The organism is Actinokineospora sp. UV203 (assembly GCF_056323665.1).
The window spans coordinates 6,185,439-6,206,227 of the sequence record NZ_CM150484.1; the positions used below are offsets into that span (position 1 = coordinate 6,185,439).

The following is a 20,789-nucleotide window of genomic DNA, read 5'->3' on the forward strand; positions in this document are numbered from 1 at the left end:
CCGCGGCCGCCTTCGTCCACAACAGACTCAAGGAGTGCGCACATGCCGGAAATCGATACCCGCCCCGCCACCCTCGGCGGCCTCGCCGACTGGGCCGAGGCCCGGTACGGGCCGCTGCCCGCCCTGCGCTACCGCGTGGCCGGGCGGTGGGTCGAGCGGACCTACGCGGAACTGGCCGACGAGGTCCGCGCGGTGGCCGCCGGGCTGGCCGCGCAGGGCGTGGCCGAGGGTGACCGGGTGGCCCTCCTCGCCGAGACCCGTCCCGAGTGGACGGTGTGTGACCTGGCCATCGCGTCGCTGGGCGCGGTGTCGGTCCCGGTGTACCCCACCAACTCCGCCGAGGAATGCGCCTGGGTCATCGGCGATTCGGGTGCGACGACGGTGATCTGCGAGCAGGCCGAACACCTCGACCGGATCGACGCGGTCCGCGACCGGCTGCCGCTGCTGCGCACCGTCATCGTCATCGACTTCGTCGACCGACCCGGTGTGTCCACTTTGGACGATGTGATCGAAGCGGGCGGGCAGGCGGTGGGCGCGGTCCAGGTACATCCGGACGCGCCCAACACCATCGTCTACACCTCGGGAACCACCGGCCCACCGAAGGGTTGCGTGCTCACCCACCGCAACTGGCGGGCATCCCTCGACGCGATCGAGCAGCGGACCACGCTCAGCGAAGGCGACACGATCTACCTGTACCTGCCGCTGGCGCACCTGTTCGCCCGGATGGTCCAGCTCACGACCTTCGAATGCGGCGCGACCCTGGTGTACTACGGCGGCGACATCAGTGCGGTCGTGGCCGAGTTGATGGACGTCCAGCCCACGCACCTGCCGTCGGTGCCGCGGCTGTTCGAGAAGGCCTACGGCATGGTGCGCGCCGAGATCGAGCGGTCCGGCACCACCACCGAACAGGCCCAGCAACTGGTGCGCGCCGCACTCGGCGGCCGCATCCGCGAAGCGCTCACCGGCGCGGCGCCGATCGCTCGTGAGATCCTGGAGTTCTTCGCGGGCAGCGGAATCCCGATCTACGAGGCGTACGGCATGACCGAGTCCACCGCCCTGATCTCCGCGAACTCCCCGGGCGAGGTCCGCTACGGCAGCGTCGGCAAGCCGCTGCCCGGCGTCACCGTCCGCATCGCCGACGACGGCGAGGTCCTGGTCGCGGGCGACAACGTCTTCCACGGCTACCACGACAACGCCGACGCTACCGCCCAAACCCTCATCGACGGCTGGCTGCACACCGGCGACCTCGGCCGCGTCGACGACGACGGGTATCTGTTCATCACTGGGCGCAAGAAGGACATCATCATCACCGCGGGCGGGAAGAACCTCACCCCCGCCAACCTGGAGAACGACCTGCGCCAGTCCCGCTGGGTCGCGAACGCGGTCATGATCGGCGACCGCAGGCCGTACCCGGTCGCCCTGATCACCCTCGACCCGGACGAAACCACCCGCTGGGCCACCGAGCACGGAGTCGAGGGAGACCCGGCGGCCCACCCGGCGATGCGTCGGATCATCGAGGAACTCCTGGCCGCCGCCAACGAGAACTACGCGCCACCGGAACGCATCCGCGACTTCGCCATCCTGCCTGCCGACTTCTCCGTGGCCACCGGCGAACTCACCCCCACCCTCAAAATCCGCCGCGCGGTCATCCAGGAGCATTACAGCGACGTCATCGACCAGCTCTACCGCAAGTAGTCAGCAGGGGTTCATCTTGTTCACGTTCGGCTTGTGCCCGGCAGTGGCGACATCCGGGAGGTTGGAGGCGAAGAACCGCTCCCAGTAACCGTCGTTCAGAAAGGCCTTGAGCTTCCCGGTGACGGCCTCGCACTTGGCCTTGTCACCCTTCGGCAAGCCGATGCCGTAGCGCTCTTGTTGACCGAAGGTGATGTCCGGCACCACATACGTGTCGGAGTCGACCTGCTGCAAGCCGTAGAGGATCAGCTGGTCGGTGGTGATCGCGTCGACCTGGTTGGCGTGCAGGGCGAGGCGGCACTGCTCGTAGACCTCCTTCTCCGCGAGGGACACGGGGAAGCCGAGCTCGCGCGCCTGCTTGGCCGACGTCGACCCCGCCGTGACGCACAAGGTCTTGCCGCTGAGGTCGGACAGCGTCCGGTATTCGTCCTTATCCGCGGCCCGCACCATGATGCCTTGGTGGCTGAGCAGGTAGGGACCGGCGAAGGTGACCAGTTCCTTGCGCTCGTCGTTGATCGAGTACGTGGCCACCACCATGCCGACCGTGCCGCGTCCCAGTTCGGCCTCGCGGTCGCGAGCGAGGACCACCACCGGGACCGGGGTGAAGCCAAGGCGCTCGCCGAGCCAGTTGGACAGGTCGTGGTCGAAGCCGCTGCGGTTCCCGGCGCTGTCACCGACTCCCAAGCCTGGGGAGCTGGGAGCCACGCCGACGTTGAGGGTCTTGCCGAACAGCGGCTCGTCCGCCTGCGCCCCGCACCCGACCAGCGCCAGGACGAGCAGGACCGCGGTGATGCGCCTAATCATGAAGGACCGCCTCGCCCAGGTAGAGGTTCACCGCACAGCTGGTGTTGCCGGAGTCGTAATGCAACGTGATCCTGACTTCGGCCTTCTTGACCACGCCCGCCAGCGAAAGGTCGACTTCCTGGCCAGGCTGCGCGGACTTCGACGGCGTCGGACGTCCGTCGATCACCGGCGTGTACTCCAGGGTCGCGGTCTGCTCGCAGTCGCCGGTCTTGTTGACGTTGTCCACGCTCGCGGACATGGTGATGTGCCCGCGTTCGGGCGGATTGCCCGGAACCGGCACCAGCACGTGGTAACCGTCCTTCCAGGTTCCTCCGTCACCGGCCGGGAAGTCGACCGGCAGATCCCTCGTGTTCTGCCAGATCGCGTACAGCACCCCGGTTCCGCCAACCGCCGCGATGACGATGGCGCCGACCACCGACAGCTTCCGCCACGGGATGGTGCCTTTGCCCTTGAGCGGAATCGTCGACACGGCATAGATGAGGACCGCGAGCGGCAGCGCCAACGCGCTGGCCAGCTGCCCGGCCCGGTCGAGGTCGAGTAGCAGCAAAGGCGCCATGGACGCGGCCAGCAACGCCACGAGGAAGATCCACAATCGGCCATGGGTCACGATCGGTCATCGAGCGGCCGCGCGGAGTCGTTACGGTGTGATCACCATTTGTAGCGTGAACGATACCGGCGGATCAGCCGCCACTGCAGGAACACCGCGATCCCGGTGCACACCAGCATGACCAGGGTGGCCGCGGCGGCGTAGCCGTAGCGAAGGTACTCGAAGGCGTTGCGGTAGACGAAGAGCGGCAGGTAGGTGGTCGCGTACGGTGGGGGGCCGCCGTCGGTCACCACCAGCGCGGGGACGAACGAGAACTGGAAGCTCAGGATGGTGTCCCGCAGCAGGAGCAGCCCGAGCACCGGTGCCATCATCGGCAGCGTCACCCGGCGGAACACCTGCGAGCCGGTCGCTCCCTCGATCGCCGCGAGTTCGTACACGTGCGGCGGTAGCGCCCGGCGCGTGATCAGCAGGACGACGAACGTCTCGCCGATGGTGAACAGGCTCATGAGCACGATCCCGGCGCGCGCGTCGGCCGGGTCGGTCAGCCAGTTCGGGATCGAGTCGGGCTCGGCGAACAGCCGCAGGAGCTGGTTCACCGGCCCATACATCGGATTGAGCAACCACAGCCACAGCAGGCCATAGGCGACCTCGGGCACCGCGGACGGCAAGGTGACCGTGGTCCGGGCCGTCCCGACCCCCGGCGCGCGCCGGTGCAGCAGCAGCGCCAGGCCCAGGGCGATCAGCAGCCGCAGCGGGACCGCGACGGCGGCGAAGCCCAACGAGTTGCGCAGCGCCTCATGGAACGCAGTGCTCGCCGCCAGTTCGACGAAGTTGGCGAACCCGATCCACCGCACGGTCTCGATCAGGTCGTAGTCGGCGAACGCCAGCGCGAACGTGACCAGCGCGGGCCCGACCACCAATGCCGCCAAGCCGGCCAGGAACGGTGCCAGCATCAGCGCGAGCTGCACCTTGCGAGAGCGCAGGAACCCAGCGGGCTTGCGGGTCTCGGCGGTATCGGCGATGGATTCCGCGGACAACATCAGCCGGCCCGGCTGCCGTCGGTGTCGAACACGTGCAGATCGGCGGCGTCCGCGCGGGCCACCACCCGGGCCCCGATCTCCGGGCGCGTGGTCGCGGACACCCGGGCGACGAGCGCGTGGTTCTCAATACGCAACCGCACCCAGGCGTCCTCGCCGATCACCTCCGCGCCGGTGACCGTCGCCGCCAGACCATCGCCGGAGGTGTCGAGCCGCAGGGACTCCGGCCGCACACCGACCTGCTGCCCGGCATGGGTATCCCGCCCTGGCACCCGCCACGGACCGTCGCCGGGCAGGAAGTTCATCGCCGGAGACCCGACGAACCCGGCGACGAACGCCGTCGCCGGCCGCCGCCAGATCTCGTCCGGCGTGCCGACCTGCTCGATCCGCCCGTCGCGCAGCACCGCGACCCGGTCGCCGATGGCCAGTGCCTCGGTCTGGTCGTGGGTCACGTGCACCATGGTCGCGCCGACCCGGTCGTGCAGGGACCGCAGCTCGGTGCGGGTCCGCACCCGCAGTTCCGCGTCCAAATTGGACAGTGGCTCGTCCAGTAGGAACAGGGCGGGCTCACGCACCAGCGCCCGGGCCAGCGCGACCCGCTGGCGCTCCCCGCCGGAAAGCTGCTCGGGCCGCCGGTCGAGCACCATCTCGCAGCCCACCATGGCGGCGGCGGCCTCGGTGCGGCGACGCACCTCGCGCTTGCCCATGCCTCGAACCTGGAGCCCGAAACCGATGTTGTCGGCGACGCTGAGGTGCGGGAACAGCGCGAACGCCTGGAACACCATCGACACGTCCCGCTGACCAGGGCTCAGCGCCGTCACCTCCCGCCCGTCGATCCGCACCTCGCCCTTCGACACCGGGTGCAGCCCGGCGATCACCCGCAGGAGGGTCGACTTTCCCGCGCCGGACGGGCCGAGCAGCACCAGCAGCTCACCCTTCGGCACCGTCAGGTCGATTCCACGCAGCACGTCGGCCTTGCCGTGCGTCGCGTGGACGCCGACCAGCTCCAGCCCGGCCGTCATCGGCCGCGCTCGAACAGGGACCGGGTCTGCTCGTCGAGCTGACGGGCGACCTCACGCGGCGCGTGGCCGTAGTACAGGGCGTTCTCCAGGATGCCGTTGGCGACATCCTCGATCTCCGGCCACGTCGACACCGCGGGCGTGGCGCGGATCGCCGGGATGGAGTCGAGGAACACCTGCGCGTTGCGCGGCGGCTTGCCGGGGTCAAGGAACGCGGGGGAGCGCGACACCTCCACAGTGGACGGAACGGTCCGCCCGGTCTCCGCCATGATCGTGGCGCCCTCCTTGCCCAGTGCGAACTCCACGAACCGCCACGCGCCCGCCTTGTTCGCCGAGCCCTTGGTGACGCAGTAGGCGTCGCTGTGCAGCACGGTGGCCTGCGCGCGGTGCACGGGCAGCGGCGCCACGTCCCACTCGAAGCCGGTGATCTTGCGGAACGTGGTGGTGGAGCGGCGCGACGACATCAGCATGCCGAGCCCGCCCGCGGCGAACCGGGCCTCGTCGTCCTGGCTCTCCACTTCCTGATCGGTGGGAACGACCCCGTGCTTTCCTCGCAGATCGATGAATTCCGACAGCGCCTCGATTGCGGGCTCGTCCAACGCGAATCGCGTCGGCCGTTTCTCGTCGTCCACCAGGGTGCCGCCATTGGACCAAATGAACGGCGCCAGTCGGATGATTTCCGGCGAAAGTCCCAGGCCGTAGGAAACCGGCGGCGGGCCAGTCGGCACGGGCGTGCCCGGCTGCGCGTCCGGATCCGCGCCCTTGACGACGTCCCCGTTGGCGTCGCGGGTGAGCGCGGCCGCGGTGGCCACCATGTCGTGCCAGCCCCAGCCCGCCTTCGGCTCGGCGACGCCGTGCTTCGCGAACAGCGCCTTGTTGTAGTACACGACGAGGCTGGACATGTTCTGCGGCATACAGAGCTGCTTGCCGTCGACCTGGAAGGCCGACAGCGCTTGGGGATAGAAGTCGCGGGCGTGGATCGCGGTGGAGCGCTCCAGCAGGTCGTGCGCGGGTTCGATGGCGTTGCGCTTCGCGAACTGGCCGTAGAAGCGGTAGTTCATCAGGAACAGGTCCGGTGGCTTGCCGCCCGCGATCGACGTCGACAGCCGGGTGATCAGGTCCTTGCGGTCGCTCGCCTCGATCAGCCGCAGGTCCGCGCCGGGCACCGCCTTCTCGTACGCCGCCTCGAGCTTGCGGTAGGCGGCGAGTTCGTGCGGGTCGCCGAACACCAGCAGGCTCACCTCGCCCGCCGGGCCGGGGTCGCCCGCGCTCGACGCGCAGCCGGTCGCCACCAGCGCCGCGGCCGCCAGACCGGCCAGGGTCCGCACCAACCTCATCCTTCGTCCTTCCTGAGTCGCAAACCTCGTTGCGCGACGGCGAAAACAGCCACGGCGGGGGCGGTGGCCAGCACCGCGCCCGCGAGGAACACCGGGAAGTCACTCGGGTCGAGCGTGGCCAGCGACCGCAGCGCCAAAGGCAGCGTGAACGTGTCGCGCTCGTAGAGGAACACCAACGGGTCGAGGAAGTTCGACCAGGTGAGCACGAACGTCAGCGCGGCGACACCGGCGGTGACCGGGCGCACCAACGGCATCCCGACCCGCCACCACACGCGCAGCGGCGACATGTCCTCCAGCCTGCACGCGTCATACAGCTCGCTCGGCACCGCGCGGAACGCCAGGTAGTAAACCAGTGGGTACAGCGGGGAGGTGGCGATCAGGGCGGGCGCGACCAGCGGCGCCAGCGTGCCGGTCAGGTCCAGCACGCGGAACAGCGCGAACCGGGGGACCAGCAGCGAGATCGCCGGCACCATCAGCGCCACCAGCGACAACGCGATGATCGGCCGGGCCACCCGCGGTGACACCTGGCTCAGCGCGAACCCGGCGGTAGCCGCCACCAGCACGCTCAGTGGCACCGCGATCACGCACACCAGCACCGAGTTCATGCTCGCCCGCGCCAACGCGCCGAGTTCGGAAGCCTCCGCGTACCCCTTGGTGGACAGCGGATCCGGCACCAGGTCCGGGGTCAGCGGCGGCGGCCCGCCCGGCTCGTGCAGTGACCCCGAGAGCAGCAAGACCAGCGACGCGCCGAACACCAGGGTCACCGCGACCGCGCCGAGCGTGCGGCCAAGCGACTTGGTACTCATCGCCGATGCCGCTCCTGACAACGAAAGGAGGACGCGGCGCGTCCGTGGCCGGTGGAACCGTGACACACGATCCGCGTTAACACAATGGAAGACCGGCAATAACCAGAAGGCCGGATTGGTCGGTTTGGTCCTATCCAACATCACCCCGCTTGCCTCAGCATGACGCCCGGCGTCTCTGCAACGCCGTATCGCGAGGGAAGGGCGTCGATGAAGCGGTCCAGAAGTGCACTCGCACTCATAATGGGAATGGGAATAATTGTGTTGCCCGCCGCGGCCACGCCGAACGAGGCGGACCGGGTGATCGGCGTGATGGCGGTCGAGGCGGACGCCGCGGGACCCGCGGGCGCCGACGAGTGGTTCGCCCGGCAGCGGCTGTTCCCGGACCCCACGGTCGACCTGGCAAGCAACCTATCGCGCGCGCGTGGGCACGCGAAGAACCTCCAAGCCGGTCACGAGCGTGGCGCCCTGCAAGCCGCCGCGTCGTGGCAGTCGCTTGGCCCCGGCCTCGGCGGCCGCGTCACCGACATCGCGCCGGACCCGACCCGGGCCAACACGATCTACGCGGGCGCCGCGTCCGGCGGCCTGTGGAAGAGCACCGACGGCGGCGTCAGCTTCGCCTACTCCTGGGGTCGCGACCTGCCCCAGGGTGTCGGCGCGGTCGCCGTCGCGCCCAACGGCACGATCTACGTCGGCACCGGTGAGGGCAACCCGGGCTCGGCGTCGTACTCCTTCCCCGGCAACGGGGTCTACAAGTCGGCCGACGGCGGCGCCACCTGGGCCGCGCTCGGCCTGACCGGCACCGACCGCATCGGCCGCATCGCGGTCGACCCCAACAACTCCAACCGCGTCTTCGTCGCGGCCGCCGGCAAGCTCTACCAGCCGGGCGGCGAACGCGGCGTCTACCGCACCACTGACGGCGGCGCGACCTGGACGCAGGTTCTCGCGGGCGCCAACACGACCACCGGCGCCATCGACGTCTCGATCAACCCGGCCGACTCCAACGCGATCTACACCGCGATGTGGGACCACACCCGCACCCCCGCGGGCCGGATCTACGGCGGCACCGGGTCCGGCATCCACCGCTCCACCGACGGCGGCGCCACCTGGACCCGGCTCGCCGGCGGCCTCCCGGCGTCGAGCAGCAACCTGGGCCGGATGGGCGTCGCGGTCGCCAAGAGCGACCCGAACCGGATGTACGTCATCGCCGCGGACACCCCCGGCAACTTCCTCGGCTTCTGGACCTCCACCGACCGCGGCGTCACCTGGACGAAGATCACCAGCACGTCGTCGCTGAGCAGTTCTCAGTCCAGCTACGGCTGGTGGTTCGGCCGGATCTTCGTCGATCCCGCCGCGTCGCAGCACATCTGGGTCCCGGGCGTGCCGATGCTGGAGTCCTCCAACGCGGGCGGCAGTTGGACCAGTAACGGCTCGTCGTTCCACGTCGACCAGCACGCGGTCGCGTTCGACCCGTCGGTCAGCAACAAGGTCTACATCGGCAACGACGGCGGCGTCTACCGCTCCACGCAGAACGGCTCGCTCGGCGGCACCTGGACCAAGAGCCAGAACCTGTCGAACATGCAGTTCTACTCGATCGGCGTCTCCCAGCAGGACCCCACCAGGATCAACGGCGGCTTGCAGGACAACGGTTCCGTGCGGTCGTGGGCGGGCTGGGGCGAGTACTACGGCGGTGACGGCCTGGCGAACGTGATCGACCCGACCAACCACCTCAAGGTCTACGCCTGCTCGCAGAACGGCAGCTGTGCCAGGTCCACCAACGGCGGCAACTCGATGTCGGCCTTCGGCTCGACCACGTCGAGCCGTCGCAACTGGTTCACCCCGGTCGTGCTCGACCCGACCAATCCGGCGATCGTGTACTACGCCGGTGACCGGCTGAACCGCTCGACCAACTCGGCAGGGACTTTCACCGTCATCAGCCCGACCCTGACCACCACGACGTGGGGCACGATCAGCGCGGTCGGCGTGTCCAAGTCGGACGCCCGGGTGATCTACGCGGGCACCGACGACGGCAAGATGTGGGTCACCCGCAACACCGGCACCACGTGGACCGACATCACCGCGGGCCTGCCCACCAGGTACGTCACCCGGGTGACCGTCGACCCCACCGACGCCAACCTCGCCTACATCGCCCTTTCCAGCTACCGCAACGGTTCCAGCGTCGCGCAGCTGTTCAAGACCACCGATGGCGGCGCGACCTACACCCCGATCTCGGGCAACCTGCCCGACGCCCCGGTGAACGACATCGTCCTCGACCCGCAGAACCGCAACATCCTTTACACGGGAACGGATGTCGGCGCCTTCACCTCGACCAACGGCGGCGCGAACTGGGCGCCGGTCGGCACCGACCTGCCGCTGGTGCCGGTCACGGACCTGGAGACCTCGGTGTCCTCGGGCCAGACGGTGCTGACGGCGGCCACCTACGGTCTCGGCATCTACCAGATCCGGCCCACCGGAACCCCGAGCAACGACTTCTCGCTTTCGGCGTCCCCGGCCACCGCCACGGTGAACCAGGGCTCGTCGGCCACCACCACGGTCACCACCGCGGTGGTGTCGGGCACGGCGGAATCGGTGACGCTGAGCGCCGGCGGCCTCCCGGCGGGCGCCACGGCGTCATTCAGCCCGGCGTCGGTCACCGCGGGCGGCTCGTCCACCGCGACGATCGCCACGTCGGCGTCCACCCCGGCGGGCACCTACACGGTGACCATCACCGGAGCGGCGAACTCGGCCACCCGGAGCACCACGTTCACCTTGACGGTGAACACCGTCGGCGGCGGCTGCACGAACACCAACGGCACCGACGTGACCATCCCGGACAACACCACGGTGAACTCGACGATCGCGATGTCCGGCTGCACCGGCAACGCGTCGGCGACGTCCACAGTGGAGGTCCACATCCGACACACCTACATCGGTGACCTTGTGGTGTCCCTGATCGCGCCGGACGGCACCGCGTACGTCCTGCACAACCGCACCGGAAGCGGCACGGACAACATCGACAAGACCTACACCGTGAACCTGTCCAACGAGATCCGCAACGGCACCTGGACCTTGCAGGTCCAGGACGCGGCCAACGCGGACACGGGCGTCCTCGACACCTGGACGCTGATGCTGTGACATGGCGCCGGCTCCGCTGGCGCGGCTCGGTCGCTGTGACATGGCGCCGGCCCGCCGGCGCGGCTCGGTCGCTGTGACACGGCGCCGGCCCGCCGGCGCGGCTCGGTCGCCTTGATGGTGACGTTTCGGGGGTCCCGCACGAACACTGCCAACTTCGATGGCGTGTTCGTGCGGGACCCCCGAAACGTCACCGCGACCGAGCGGGGTGGTTTAGTCCCCGTTGCCGACAAGGCACCACGGTCTTACTGGCATCTATTTCGGACCAGAGGTTGTGTCAGTCCGTCGAGGCGAGGGCCTCGAGGAGGATCTCGGCGACCAGGGTCGGGTGTGAGGTCAGGGTCATGTGACCGGCGCCGGGCACCGTGACCACCTTGGTCTGGGGACAGGCATCGAGCGTCGACCGCTCGTCGTCGGTCAGACCCACGTCATCCTTCTCGCCGAACACCAGCCACGCGGGCACACCGCTCTCGCAGAGCGGCCCCGCGCCCGAGCCGCGCTTGTCCAGGTGCCGCAGGTAGGCGCTGACCTGGCGCCGGTTCACCCGGGGATCGTTCTTCCGGACCTCGGCCACCAACGCCGCATGGCGTTCCGGGGAGACCTCTTTCTTCAGCGCCGGTCCCAAAGCCTTGAGCGCCGCGATATAGGGCAGATGCCCAAACACTTTCCCGAGCTGGTCCAACACCCGCAGAATGATCGACTCGTCGCCGCGGGACAGGCTCGGCGCCAGCAGCACCAGCGGACCGGTGAACCCGGCCGACACCGCCATCTCCAAGGCGACGTTGGCGCCGAAGCTGTGCCCCACCACCGCGTCGCAGCCATGCTCCGCGGCCAGTTCGGCGGCGAGCCGGGCGTAGTTGGGCAGGCCCACGTCCTCGGGCGGGGGAGTGCCCCCGAATCCCGGCACGGTCGCGGCGACCAAGCGGACCCCGGCGAGGCTCGGCTCGGCCATCAGGTCCTGATAGAAGGCCGCGGTGCACATCCCACCCGGCAGCAACAACACGGAGTGCGCCGCGTCGATGGGCCCGGACTCCACGATTTCCCAGTTCATGGCGATCTTCTTAGCAGGTCGCACTCAGCGTTCGCGGGCGAGATTGATGCTTCCGGGGTCGAGGTCGATGCGGATGGTCAGCAGGTCGGTGCCGACGATGCGGACCGTTCGCTGGTTGACCTGGTGTGGGAGCTGCTTGGAGCGAGCCCGGGCGTCGTCTTCGGGGAGAACATGGGCGGTGCCTTCGCGCCAGATGTTTCCTACCTTCACGCGGACTTTGGGGTTGGCGATGAGGTTGCGGACATAGTCGGCTTTGCGGCCGTGTTCGGCGACGATCCAGAAGGTGTCGTCGATGGTTCCGTTGGTTACCGGGATCTGGCGTGGCTGCCGGCTCTTTCGGCCGGTTGTTTCGAGGATGGCTGTGGATGGGGGGAGGATTCCTCGGTTCGCCATCGCTCGGACTACGGGGTTGAGGAGGTGTCGCTGGAAGGCTCGGACCAGGACGTATTTGAGTGATCGGTTCGCCACGACATCCTTTCTACCTGGCTTGCGGCGTCTCTGGCGTGTGGGTGCCTGTTTGAGTGGTTCCCGTTGCGTTCGGTGCTAGTCGACCGGTGCCAGCCAGATCACGCCTGATGGGGGGAGTGAGAGTTGCGTCGAGAATGCCTTGCCGTGGCACTCCACTGCTTCCACCTTGATCTCCGTGTTGACCACTCCCGACCCGCCATAGCCCGTGTCGTCGGTGTTCAGTACTTCGCGCCAGTTTCCGCCTGATGGCAGGCCGATGCGGTAGTAGTGGTGTGGCATTCCGGCGAAGTTGGCCACGCACACCAAGAGTGAGCCGTCCGTGCCGATGCGGGCGAATGACAGGACGTTGCCCGCGTAGTCGTCGGCGGCGATCCAGGAGAACCCCTCCGGGGTTCCGTCGACGCTGTAAAGCGCTTGCGTGTCACGATAGGTCTTGTTCAGGTCGGTCACCAGCCGAGACAAACCCGCGTGGTGGGGGGAGTCGAGGAGGGGCCACTCCAAGGAGGCTTCCGCCGACCATTCGCCGGTTTGGCCGAATTCGCCGCCCATGAACAGGAGTTGCTTGCCCGGGTGGGCCCACATGAAGCCGTACAGCGCCCGCAATCCCGCTGCCTTGTTCCAGTCATCGCCCGGCATTCGGTTCCACAAAGAGCCCTTGCCGTGGACGACCTCGTCGTGGGAGAGCGGGAGCATGAAGTTCTCGCTGAACGCGTACAGCAGCGAGAAGGTCATTTCGTCGTGGTGGTGGGAGCGGTACATCGGGTCGTGGGCGAGATAGCGCAGGGTGTCGTGCATCCAGCCCATGTTCCATTTGAAGCCGAACCCCAGCCCGCCCAGATGGGTCGGCCTGGTGACGCCCGGCCATGACGTCGACTCCTCCGCCACCATCATGATGCCGGGGTGGTTCTTGTATGCCGTCGCGTTGAGTTCCTGGAGGAAGCTGACCGCGTCGAGGTTTTCCCGGCCGCCGTGCTCGTTCGGGTACCACTGGCTGTTTTCGCGGGAGTAGTCCAGGTACAGCATCGAGGCGACCGCGTCGACCCGGAGTCCGTCCACATGGAACTCTTCGAGCCAGAAAAGGGCGTTGGCGACCAGGAAGTTGCGGACCTCGGGCCTGCCGAAGTCGAAGATCAGCGTTCCCCAGTCCGGGTGTTCGCCGCGTCGGGGGTCGGCGTGTTCGTAGAGCGTGCCGCCGTCGAATCGGGCCAGCGCCCACTCATCGCGGGGGAAGTGGGCGGGGACCCAGTCGACCAGGACGCCGATGCCCAGGGCGTGCAGGTGGTCGACGAAGAAGCGGAAGTCGTCCGGTGAGCCGAAACGTGGTGTGGGCGCGTAGTACGAAGTGACCTGGTAGCCCCACGACCCGATAAACGGGTGCCCCGCCACCGGCATCAGCTGCACATGGGTGAACCCGTGCCGTGCGACGTAGTCGCCGAGTTCCGCGGCCAGTTCCCGGTACGACAGCCCCGGCCGCCACGATCCCAAGTGGACCTCGTACACGCTGACCGGCTCCGAGGACCACTCCGTCGCCGCCCGCCGGGCCATCCACTCGTCGTCGTGCCACTGGTGGACGGACTGGAAGACCACCGACGCCGTCGCGCGCGGGACCTCGGTGGCGAACGCCATCGGGTCGGCCTTCTCATGCCACTGCCCATCGGCGCCGAGGATGCGGAACTTGTAGCGGGTTCCCGGGCCGACGCCGGGCACGAACAGCTCCCACACGCCCGAGGAACCCAGTGACCGCAGGGGTGTCGCCTGTCCGTCCCAATGGTCGAAGTCGCCGGTGACCCGCACACCGCGAGCCGTCGGCGCCCACACCGCGAACGACGTTCCCTCGACGGGCCCCGCCGCCGTGTCGAACTGGCGCGGGTGCGCGCCGAGCACCTCCCACAGCCGCTCGTGCCTGCCCTCGCCGATGAGGTGCAGGTCGAACTCGCCCACCGTGGGCAGCCACCGGTACGGGTCGTCGACCTCGACGGCGACCTCCGGGTACACCACGGCGAGCCGGTAGTCCTCCAGCACCAGCGGGACCACCCCGGCGAACACCCCACCCAGATCACGGAGCCGGTAACTCGACCCCTCGGCGAGCACACGCACCTCGCTCGCGCCGGGGCGCAGCACCCGCACGGCGGTGCCCTCCGCGACCGGGTGCGGCCCGAGCACCGAATGCGGGTCGTGGTGCGCGCCCGCAAGGAGTCTGCCCAGGTCGTCGGCGGACAGCGGCGCCGCCGCCGTGTCGATCGTGAGGTGGACGTTGGCCAGGGCTTTGGTCATGGAGAGGTTCCTTGTCCAAGGAGTCGATCGACGGCGGCGAGAGGTATACCGACCCAGGTGGGCCGGTGCGTGCGCTCGTAGGCCACCTCGTACACGGCCTTATCCAACTCGAACGCGGCGAGCAGGGCGGAGTCGGCCCGTGGATCTTCGGCCAAATCCGCGTAGCCATCACAGAACGCGGTGCGGTTGCGTTCGGTCCACAGCCGGGCCTGCTCGTGCAGACCGCCCGCGGGAGCACAGCCCACCAGGAGGTGGGTGGCCGCGTAGTCGAACGACCGGAGCATCCCCGCCACATCCCGCAGCGGTGAGCACGGCGTCTCCCGGTCCCGCCTCGACGCGGCGGGCTCACCCTCGAAGTCGATCACCACCCACCGCGCCGGGGTGCGCAAAGCCTGCCCCAGGTGCAGGTCCGCGTGGATGCGCTGCACCCGCATCGGACTCCGCTCGCCGCCGATCCGGTCGTACACCGCCCGGATGTCCGCCTCATACCGCGCCAGTTCCGGCGCGCGGGTCAGCGCGCGGTCGAGCCTGCGGTGCATGGTGGCGGCGAGTTCGGCCGCGTGCCCGGACTCGGTGACCGTCTCCCCGAGCGCGGTCCGCAGATCCGCGTGCAGGGCGGCCACCGTCTGTCCCAACCGGAACGACTCGGCCGCGAAGTCCCCACCGACCCGTGCCACGTCGCCGCCCGTGCCCGCGAGCAGGTCTCGCACGCTGGCCGTGGCCATCGGCCAGCCGTCGGCCGCCGCGGGCAGGAACTCCTGCAGGAACGCCAGATCCGTGTCGACCCCGAGCAGCGGCGCGCGGACGCCGCCCAGCGGTGTGGCGATGTGCTCGGAGTCCACCGAGTGCAGCGCCCGGTGCAGGCTGACGTCCGGGTTGTCACCGGGGGAGACACGGCGGAACAGCTTGAGAATGTACTGCTGGCCGTAGACGACCGAGGTGTTGCTCTGCTCGGCAGGCACCGGCCGCGGCCGCAGGTCCGGGTCGAGTCGCACCCCCGGCTCGGCGGTGAACCGCAACTCGCCGACCCGGCGCTCGGTCGCGATCAGCCCGAGCAGCAGGCTGAGCGCCTCCGCGTCGTGCACCGCGTCGTAGACGGCCATCCCATCGTGGCGGCCGATCGCGGCGTGCGCGAGGTGGTCCGGCAGGCTCGGCCGCAGCCCCAGAACCAGTTGGTAGTGCTGGGTTTCCGCGCCCAGGTCGACCGCCACCACCGCGTGCACCAGCATCGGGTCGGCGTCGCGCAGCACGTGTTCCCGCACGGTGCTCACCCGCTGGATCACGCTGTCCTTCGCGGCGAACCACCGCTGCGCGGGCAGCCAGTCGCGGAGGATGTCCGCCAAGGCGTCCACTGTCACGAGCCGTCCCCGCGTTCGATCTCGGCCAGCTGGAACCAGTAGAACCCGTGCCCGGGCAGCGTGAGCAGGTACGGCAGCTCACCGATGGGCGGGAACTGCACGCACCCGGTCAGCTCGACCGGGGTGTGCCCGGCGAACTCCGAGAGGTCGAGCTCCACCGGCTGCGGGAACCGGGACAGGTTGTTGACGCACATGACCAGGTCCTCGGTGCCGTCGTCGCGGCGGTGCCTCCGCAGGTACGCCAGGATCGTCGGGTTCGACGCGCCCAGCTCGATGAACTCGCCGAGGCCGAACGCCGTGTGCCGGGTGCGGACCTGCAGCATCCGCCGCGTCCAGTGCAGCAGCGACGACGTGTTGCCCATCTGCGACTCGATGTTGACGCCCTGGTAGCCGTAGACCGGGTCCGCGATCGTCGGCAGGTAGAGCCGCGCCGGGTCGCAGCGGGAGAACCCGGCGTTGCGGTCCGGCGACCACTGCATCGGCGTGCGGACGGCGTCGCGGTCGCCGAGCCAGATGTTGTCGCCCATGCCGATCTCGTCGCCGTAGTAGAGCACCGGCGAGCCGGGCAGCGACAGCAGCATCGCGGTGAACAGCTCCATCTGGTCGCGGTCGTTGTCCAGCAGCGGCGCCAGCCTGCGCCGGATCCCGATGTTCGCCTTCATCCGCGGGTCGGTCGCGTACTCGGCGTACATGTAGTCGCGCTCGTCGTCGGTGACCATCTCGAGGGTCAGCTCGTCGTGGTTGCGCAGGAAGATCCCCCACTGGGCGCCGTCGGGGATCGACGGTGTCTGGGCCAGGATCTCCGAGATCGGGAACCGCGACTCCCGGCGCACCGCCATGAAGATCCGCGGCATCAGCGGGAAGTGGAACGCCATGTGGCACTCGTCGCCGCCGACGGTCTGGTCGCCGAAGTACTCGACCACGTCCGCGGGCCACTGGTTCGCCTCGGCCAGCAACACCGTGCCGGGGTACTCGTCGTCGACGACCTTGCGGCACGCCTTGAGGAAGTCGTGCGTGGGCTTGAGGTTCTCGCAGTTGGTGCCCTCCTGCTCGAACAGGTAGGGGACCGCGTCGAGCCGGAAGCCGTCGATGCCGATGTCGAGCCAGAACCGCAGGACGTCGAGCATCGCCTCGGCGACGGCCGGGTTCTCGTAGTTGAGGTCGGGCTGGTGGGAGAAGAAGCGGTGCCAGTAGAACTGCCCGCGCACCGGGTCGTAGGTCCAGTTCGACGTCTCGGTGTCGACGAAGATGATCCGCGCGTCGGAGTAGCCCTCGTCGGTGTCCGCCCACACGTAGAAGTCGCCGTACGGGCCCGTGGGGTCGCGGCGTGACTCCTGGAACCAGTGGTGGGCGTCGGAGGTGTGGTTGAGCACGAGGTCGGTGATCACCCGCATCCCCCGCGAGTGCGCCTGGTCGAGCAGGTACACGAAGTCCTCGACGGTCCCGAACTCGGGCAGCACCCGGTGGAAGTCGCTGATGTCGTACCCGCCGTCACGCAGCGGCGAGTCGTAGAACGGCGGCAGCCACAGGCAGTCGACGCCGAGCCAGGCCAGGTAGTCGAGCTTGTCGGCGAGGCCGCGCAGGTCGCCGGTGCCGTCGCCGTTGGAGTCGCTGAACGCGCGGACCAGCACCTCGTAGAAGACCGCGCTCTTGAACCACTCGGGTTCGGGCGCCACGGACCGTGCGCGCCGGGGGTGGGCGTCAGTGCCCATGGGTCCTCCTGGGGATCGAGACGATGTGCGCGACCGCCCGCCGCGGGTCGAGCCGCACGTAGTTGGTGTCCGACCACTGCCAGCGCTGCCCGGAGACCAAGTCCACGACGGCGAACCGGTCGGGGAGTCCTAGGTCGGCCAAGGGCAGGCGCAGCGTGCCCTCGTGGGGCTGGTGGGGGTCGAGGGTGACGATCACGACCACGGTGTCGCCGGTGGCCGGGTCGACCAAGCTGTAGGCCAGCAGCGAGTCGTCGTCGAGGTCGTGGAAACGCAGCGTGCGCAGCTGCTGCAGCGCCGGGTGCGCGCGGCGGATCGCGTTGAGCGCGCCCAGCCACGGCTCCAGCGAACGGTGCCGGGCGAGCGCGCCCTCGAAGTCGCGTGGCCGCAGCTCGTACTTCTCCGAGTCGAGGTATTCCTCGCTGCCTTCGCGCACGGCTTCGTGTTCGTAGAGCTCGAATCCCGAGTAGACACCCCAGGTCGGCGCCAGGGTCGCGGCGAGCGTCGCCCGGATCGCGAACATCGCCTGCCCGCCGTGCCGCAGCGACTCGTGGAGGATGTCGGGGGTGTTGACGAACAGGTTCGGCCGCGTCTCGTCGGCGTGGGCGACCAGGTCCTCGCCGAACTCGATCAGCTCACGCTTGCCCGTGCGCCAGGTGAAGTACGTGTAGGACTGGGTGAACCCGAGCCTGGCGAGACCGTGCAGGCGGGCGGGGCGGGTGAACGCCTCGGCCAGGAACAGCACGTCCGGGTAGGTGCGCTTGACCCGCGCGATCAGCCAGTGCCAGAAGTCCGGCGGCTTGGTGTGCGGGTTGTCGACTCGGAAGATCCGCACGCCGCGCTCGATCCAGCCGGTCACCACCTCGTAGATCTCCGCGTAGAGCGTGGCGGGCGCGGTGTCGAAGTCGAGCGGGTAGATGTCCTGGTACTTCTTCGGCGGGTTCTCGGCGAAGGCGATCGTGCCGTCGGGCAGCGTGGTGAACCACTCCGGGTGCTCGGCGACCCAGGGGTGGTCCGGCGCGCACTGCAGCGCCAGGTCGAGCGCGACCTCCATGCCCAGCTCGTCCGCGCGGGCCACGAAGGACTTGAAGTCCACGAGCGTGCCCAGGTCCGGGTGGACCGCGTCGTGGCCGCCGTCGGCCGACCCGATCGCCCAGGGAGACCCGACGTCACCCGGCTCGGCGTGCACGGAGTTGTTGCGCCCCTTGCGGTTGACCGCGCCGATCGGGTGGATCGGCGGCAGGTACACCACGTCGAACCCCATCGCCGCGACCCGGTCCAGCGCGCGTTCCGCCGTGGCGAACGTCCCGTGCACCGGTGCGCCGGTCTCGTCGACCCCGCCGGTGGAACGCGGGAAGAACTCGTACCAGGAGCCGAACGCGGCGCGGTCGCGGTCGACCCAGATGTGGTGTGGCACGCCGGTGGTCAGCAGGTCGCGGATGGGGTTGTCGTACAGCGCGGAGCTGACCGGCTCGTCGAGCGCGGGCCGGATCCGCTCGGCCGTCGGGCGCGCGGTGTCGCGCAGGGCGCCGGCCGCCTCGGTCAGCATCGGCTTGTTCGCCACCCCGGGGCGGCGGGCCACCCGGTCGAGCAGCCGCGCGCCGATCTCGAGGTCGTTCGCCAGCTCGTCCGAGCCTTGGCCGTCCGCGACTTTCGCGATGACCGCTGACCGCCACGTGGTCCACGGATCGCTCCACGCCTCGATCTTGAACGACCACAGCCCGACCTGGTCGGGCACGATGGCGGCCACGACTTGGTCCTGACCCGGCGCGCCCGCGGTCATCCGGGTCCGCCGCCAGCCCCGGTCTTTCGGGCCGCGCCACGCGGCGGTCGCGCCCACCGCGTCGTGGCCTTCGCGCCACACCGTCGCGCTGAGCGGCACGTGTTCGCCCACGACGGCCTTCGACGGCGATTTGCCGCGGCTGACGGCCGGGAGGACATCGTCGATCACGATGCGGTCGGACTTGGAAAGCGTGGATCGGGGGTGTGTCCGGCGACTCTCGGTGCGCACAGTCAGCTCTATTCTTTTCCGATCCGAATTTCTGAGCGCACCGGGTCACGCGATGGTCGGACAACGTCGCCCACTCGGGTACCGGATGACTGGATTTCCGAACAGCTGGGTTTCGAACGACGACAGGCCCGCGCTACTCCCGATCGCCTCGGCCGCGCGCGTCCACTGTGGCCAAATGATCTCGGCGGCGAAAGTCGGGTCACCCCATAGCGACCGAGGTTCACCGAATCGGGTTAGTCGGATCCGAAGGTCACTGGGTCGCGCAGGAGGTGCACAGGATGCCGGTCGTCGGCATGCCGCACGTCGGGCAGTCGTGGTCCGGCGCCTCGTAGGGTTCCGAGACCGTCGCGCCGTCGCGTCCGTGCGTCGACGAATCGTCTTTCGGTTGCGGTGCCGCGCGCCTCATCGCAGTCTCCCGGGAAAAGACAAGCGCGTCGCTCCTTCGGCAGAGCCGCCTGTGTGGGCGATGCTTCCTGAATAAGCCACCATGCCCAAAAAGGACCTGGCCGCGCCGGAACCCGGGCGCAGACCACCCGACCCGGTGACCACAGACCATCCGATCGTGCACCGACCGGGGTCCCACGCCCGGGGTATTCCTGGCCCGCGGTATGGCGATCACTGTCGGAATAGGACACAGTTGTTGACCGGTGATGCCGAGCCTCGACGATGACATGAGGAATTCGATGCCAGACACCCTGAACTACGCCCGTCCGTCCGTCCTCCTACCGGAACAGAGCAGGCCGCGACCGTCGGCAGGCGAGGCGATGCCGGGGTCCGGGGTGGTGGTGGGCACCGACGGCTCGTACCTCGGCGACCGCGCCGTGGCCTGGGCGGCGCGGCACGCGTGCCTGCTCGGCGACGTGCTGCACGTCTTCCAGTCGACCGGGGCCCGCGCGGGCGCCGTCGCCCACGGCGTCAACCAGGTGGTGCACGAGTACCCGGCCATGCCGGTGGAGCGCCATTTCATCGACGCCGCCGATCCGCTGGAGGCCTTGGTGGAGGCGGGTGTCGTGGCCCGGCTCGTCGTGGTCGGCGCGCGCGGACGCAACCACCCGGGCCTGGGGCTGGGCCACCTGGTGCGTCCCCTGGCCGCGCGGGCGCCGTGCCCGGTCGCGGTGGTGAAGGGGCACCCGGACGCGATCCGCGGCAGGCACGGGACGGTGAGTGTCGCAATCGGGCGGGTCACCGACGAGGCCCCACTGGCGCTGGCGGTCGAGATGGCCGCCCGCGAGGACGCCACCTTGCGCGTGGTGCACGCGGCGACCGCCGCGGGCGACGATGTCGTGTCCTGGGCGATGGCTCGGGTCACCAGTCTGCGGCCGGACCTGCGGGTCGACGTCGACGCCCGGCGGTGCCTGCCGCACGAGTTCGTCGCGGGCATCCACGACACCGACCTGCTCGTCGTCGGTCGCGGCGGCACATGCGGCCAGGGCGAAACCGGCCGCGTCACCAACGAGGCCCTCTTCCACGCACCCTGCCCGGTGGTGGTCGTGCCGGTTTAGGAAACCGCCCGAGTGGTATCCAAGGCAGACGAAGGTCGGGTCGGA

The 20,789-nt window shown here is 69.3% G+C and carries 15 protein-coding genes; 3 read left to right on the forward strand and 12 right to left on the reverse strand.

Annotation, left to right across the window (positions count from 1 at the left end; genetic code table 11):
• The first annotated feature begins 42 nt into the window (after window positions 1-42).
• Window positions 43-1,695, forward strand: a complete 1,653-nt coding sequence (locus ACUZ2Y_RS29845) for an AMP-dependent synthetase/ligase (RefSeq protein WP_476325151.1) — start codon at window positions 43-45, stop codon at window positions 1,693-1,695.
• Here ACUZ2Y_RS29845 and ACUZ2Y_RS29850 read toward each other — a convergent pair whose 3' ends face one another.
• From ACUZ2Y_RS29850 to ACUZ2Y_RS29875, 6 genes are read right to left on the reverse strand one after another with little or no spacing between them, the layout of a single operon-like run.
• Window positions 1,696-2,496: a transporter substrate-binding domain-containing protein gene (locus tag ACUZ2Y_RS29850; protein ID WP_476325153.1), complete on the reverse strand. Its 801-nt coding sequence runs from the start codon at window positions 2,494-2,496 to the stop codon at window positions 1,696-1,698.
• Window positions 2,489-3,103 carry a hypothetical protein gene (locus tag ACUZ2Y_RS29855; protein ID WP_476325155.1) on the reverse strand — a complete coding sequence of 205 codons (615 nt, stop codon included), beginning with the start codon at window positions 3,101-3,103 and terminating at the stop codon, window positions 2,489-2,491. Before ACUZ2Y_RS29855 ends, ACUZ2Y_RS29850 begins: the two co-directional genes overlap by 8 nt.
• Before the next feature lie 41 nt (window positions 3,104-3,144).
• Entirely contained in the window at window positions 3,145-4,083 is a 939-nt protein-coding gene (locus ACUZ2Y_RS29860; RefSeq protein WP_476325157.1) for a carbohydrate ABC transporter permease, read from the reverse strand.
• The gene (locus ACUZ2Y_RS29865; RefSeq protein ID WP_476325159.1) at window positions 4,083-5,102 is read right to left on the reverse strand and encodes an ABC transporter ATP-binding protein; all 1,020 of its coding nucleotides are present in this window, start codon (window positions 5,100-5,102) and stop codon (window positions 4,083-4,085) included. The genes ACUZ2Y_RS29860 and ACUZ2Y_RS29865 overlap by 1 nt, the downstream gene beginning before the upstream one ends.
• Complete coding sequence (locus ACUZ2Y_RS29870) at window positions 5,099-6,436, reverse strand: ABC transporter substrate-binding protein (protein WP_476325161.1); 1,338 nt, start codon at window positions 6,434-6,436, stop codon at window positions 5,099-5,101. The genes ACUZ2Y_RS29865 and ACUZ2Y_RS29870 overlap by 4 nt, the downstream gene beginning before the upstream one ends.
• Window positions 6,433-7,242: a carbohydrate ABC transporter permease gene (locus ACUZ2Y_RS29875; protein ID WP_476325163.1), complete on the reverse strand. Its 810-nt coding sequence runs from the start codon at window positions 7,240-7,242 to the stop codon at window positions 6,433-6,435. Before ACUZ2Y_RS29875 ends, ACUZ2Y_RS29870 begins: the two co-directional genes overlap by 4 nt.
• Window positions 7,243-7,488: 246 nt before the next feature.
• On the opposite strand from ACUZ2Y_RS29875, the gene ACUZ2Y_RS29880 reads away from it, so the two are divergent.
• The gene (locus ACUZ2Y_RS29880; protein WP_476325165.1) at window positions 7,489-10,374 is read left to right on the forward strand and encodes a proprotein convertase P-domain-containing protein; all 2,886 of its coding nucleotides are present in this window, start codon (window positions 7,489-7,491) and stop codon (window positions 10,372-10,374) included.
• 274 nt (window positions 10,375-10,648) lie between these two features.
• Here the strand turns inward: ACUZ2Y_RS29880 and ACUZ2Y_RS29885 are convergent, their stop codons facing one another.
• The 6 genes from ACUZ2Y_RS29885 to ACUZ2Y_RS29910 all read right to left on the reverse strand — a co-directional run bounded on the left by ACUZ2Y_RS29885 (window position 10,649) and on the right by ACUZ2Y_RS29910 (window position 19,182).
• The gene (locus ACUZ2Y_RS29885; protein WP_476325166.1) at window positions 10,649-11,422 is read right to left on the reverse strand and encodes an alpha/beta fold hydrolase; all 774 of its coding nucleotides are present in this window, start codon (window positions 11,420-11,422) and stop codon (window positions 10,649-10,651) included.
• A 24-nt stretch (window positions 11,423-11,446) separates the two neighbouring features.
• On the reverse strand, window positions 11,447-11,890 hold the full coding sequence (locus ACUZ2Y_RS29890; RefSeq protein ID WP_476325168.1) for a nitroreductase/quinone reductase family protein: 444 nt from the start codon (window positions 11,888-11,890) through the stop codon (window positions 11,447-11,449).
• A 75-nt stretch (window positions 11,891-11,965) separates the two neighbouring features.
• Window positions 11,966-14,164 (reverse strand): 1,4-alpha-glucan branching protein GlgB, encoded by a 2,199-nt coding sequence (glgB, locus tag ACUZ2Y_RS29895; protein ID WP_476325170.1) that lies wholly within the window; start codon window positions 14,162-14,164, stop codon window positions 11,966-11,968.
• Window positions 14,161-15,522 carry a maltokinase N-terminal cap-like domain-containing protein gene (locus ACUZ2Y_RS29900; protein WP_476325172.1) on the reverse strand — a complete coding sequence of 454 codons (1,362 nt, stop codon included), beginning with the start codon at window positions 15,520-15,522 and terminating at the stop codon, window positions 14,161-14,163. Before ACUZ2Y_RS29900 ends, glgB begins: the two co-directional genes overlap by 4 nt.
• A complete protein-coding gene (gene treS, locus ACUZ2Y_RS29905; protein WP_476325174.1) occupies window positions 15,519-17,234 on the reverse strand; it encodes a maltose alpha-D-glucosyltransferase in 1,716 nt (571 codons plus the stop codon). Before treS ends, ACUZ2Y_RS29900 begins: the two co-directional genes overlap by 4 nt.
• Entirely contained in the window at window positions 17,224-19,182 is a 1,959-nt protein-coding gene (locus ACUZ2Y_RS29910; protein WP_476325176.1) for an alpha-1,4-glucan--maltose-1-phosphate maltosyltransferase, read from the reverse strand. Before ACUZ2Y_RS29910 ends, treS begins: the two co-directional genes overlap by 11 nt.
• Window positions 19,183-19,925: 743 nt before the next feature.
• Here ACUZ2Y_RS29910 and ACUZ2Y_RS29915 point away from each other — a divergent pair.
• Window positions 19,926-20,744, forward strand: a complete 819-nt coding sequence (locus ACUZ2Y_RS29915; RefSeq protein ID WP_476325178.1) for an adenine nucleotide alpha hydrolase family protein — start codon at window positions 19,926-19,928, stop codon at window positions 20,742-20,744.
• The last annotated feature ends 45 nt before the right edge of the window (window positions 20,745-20,789 follow it).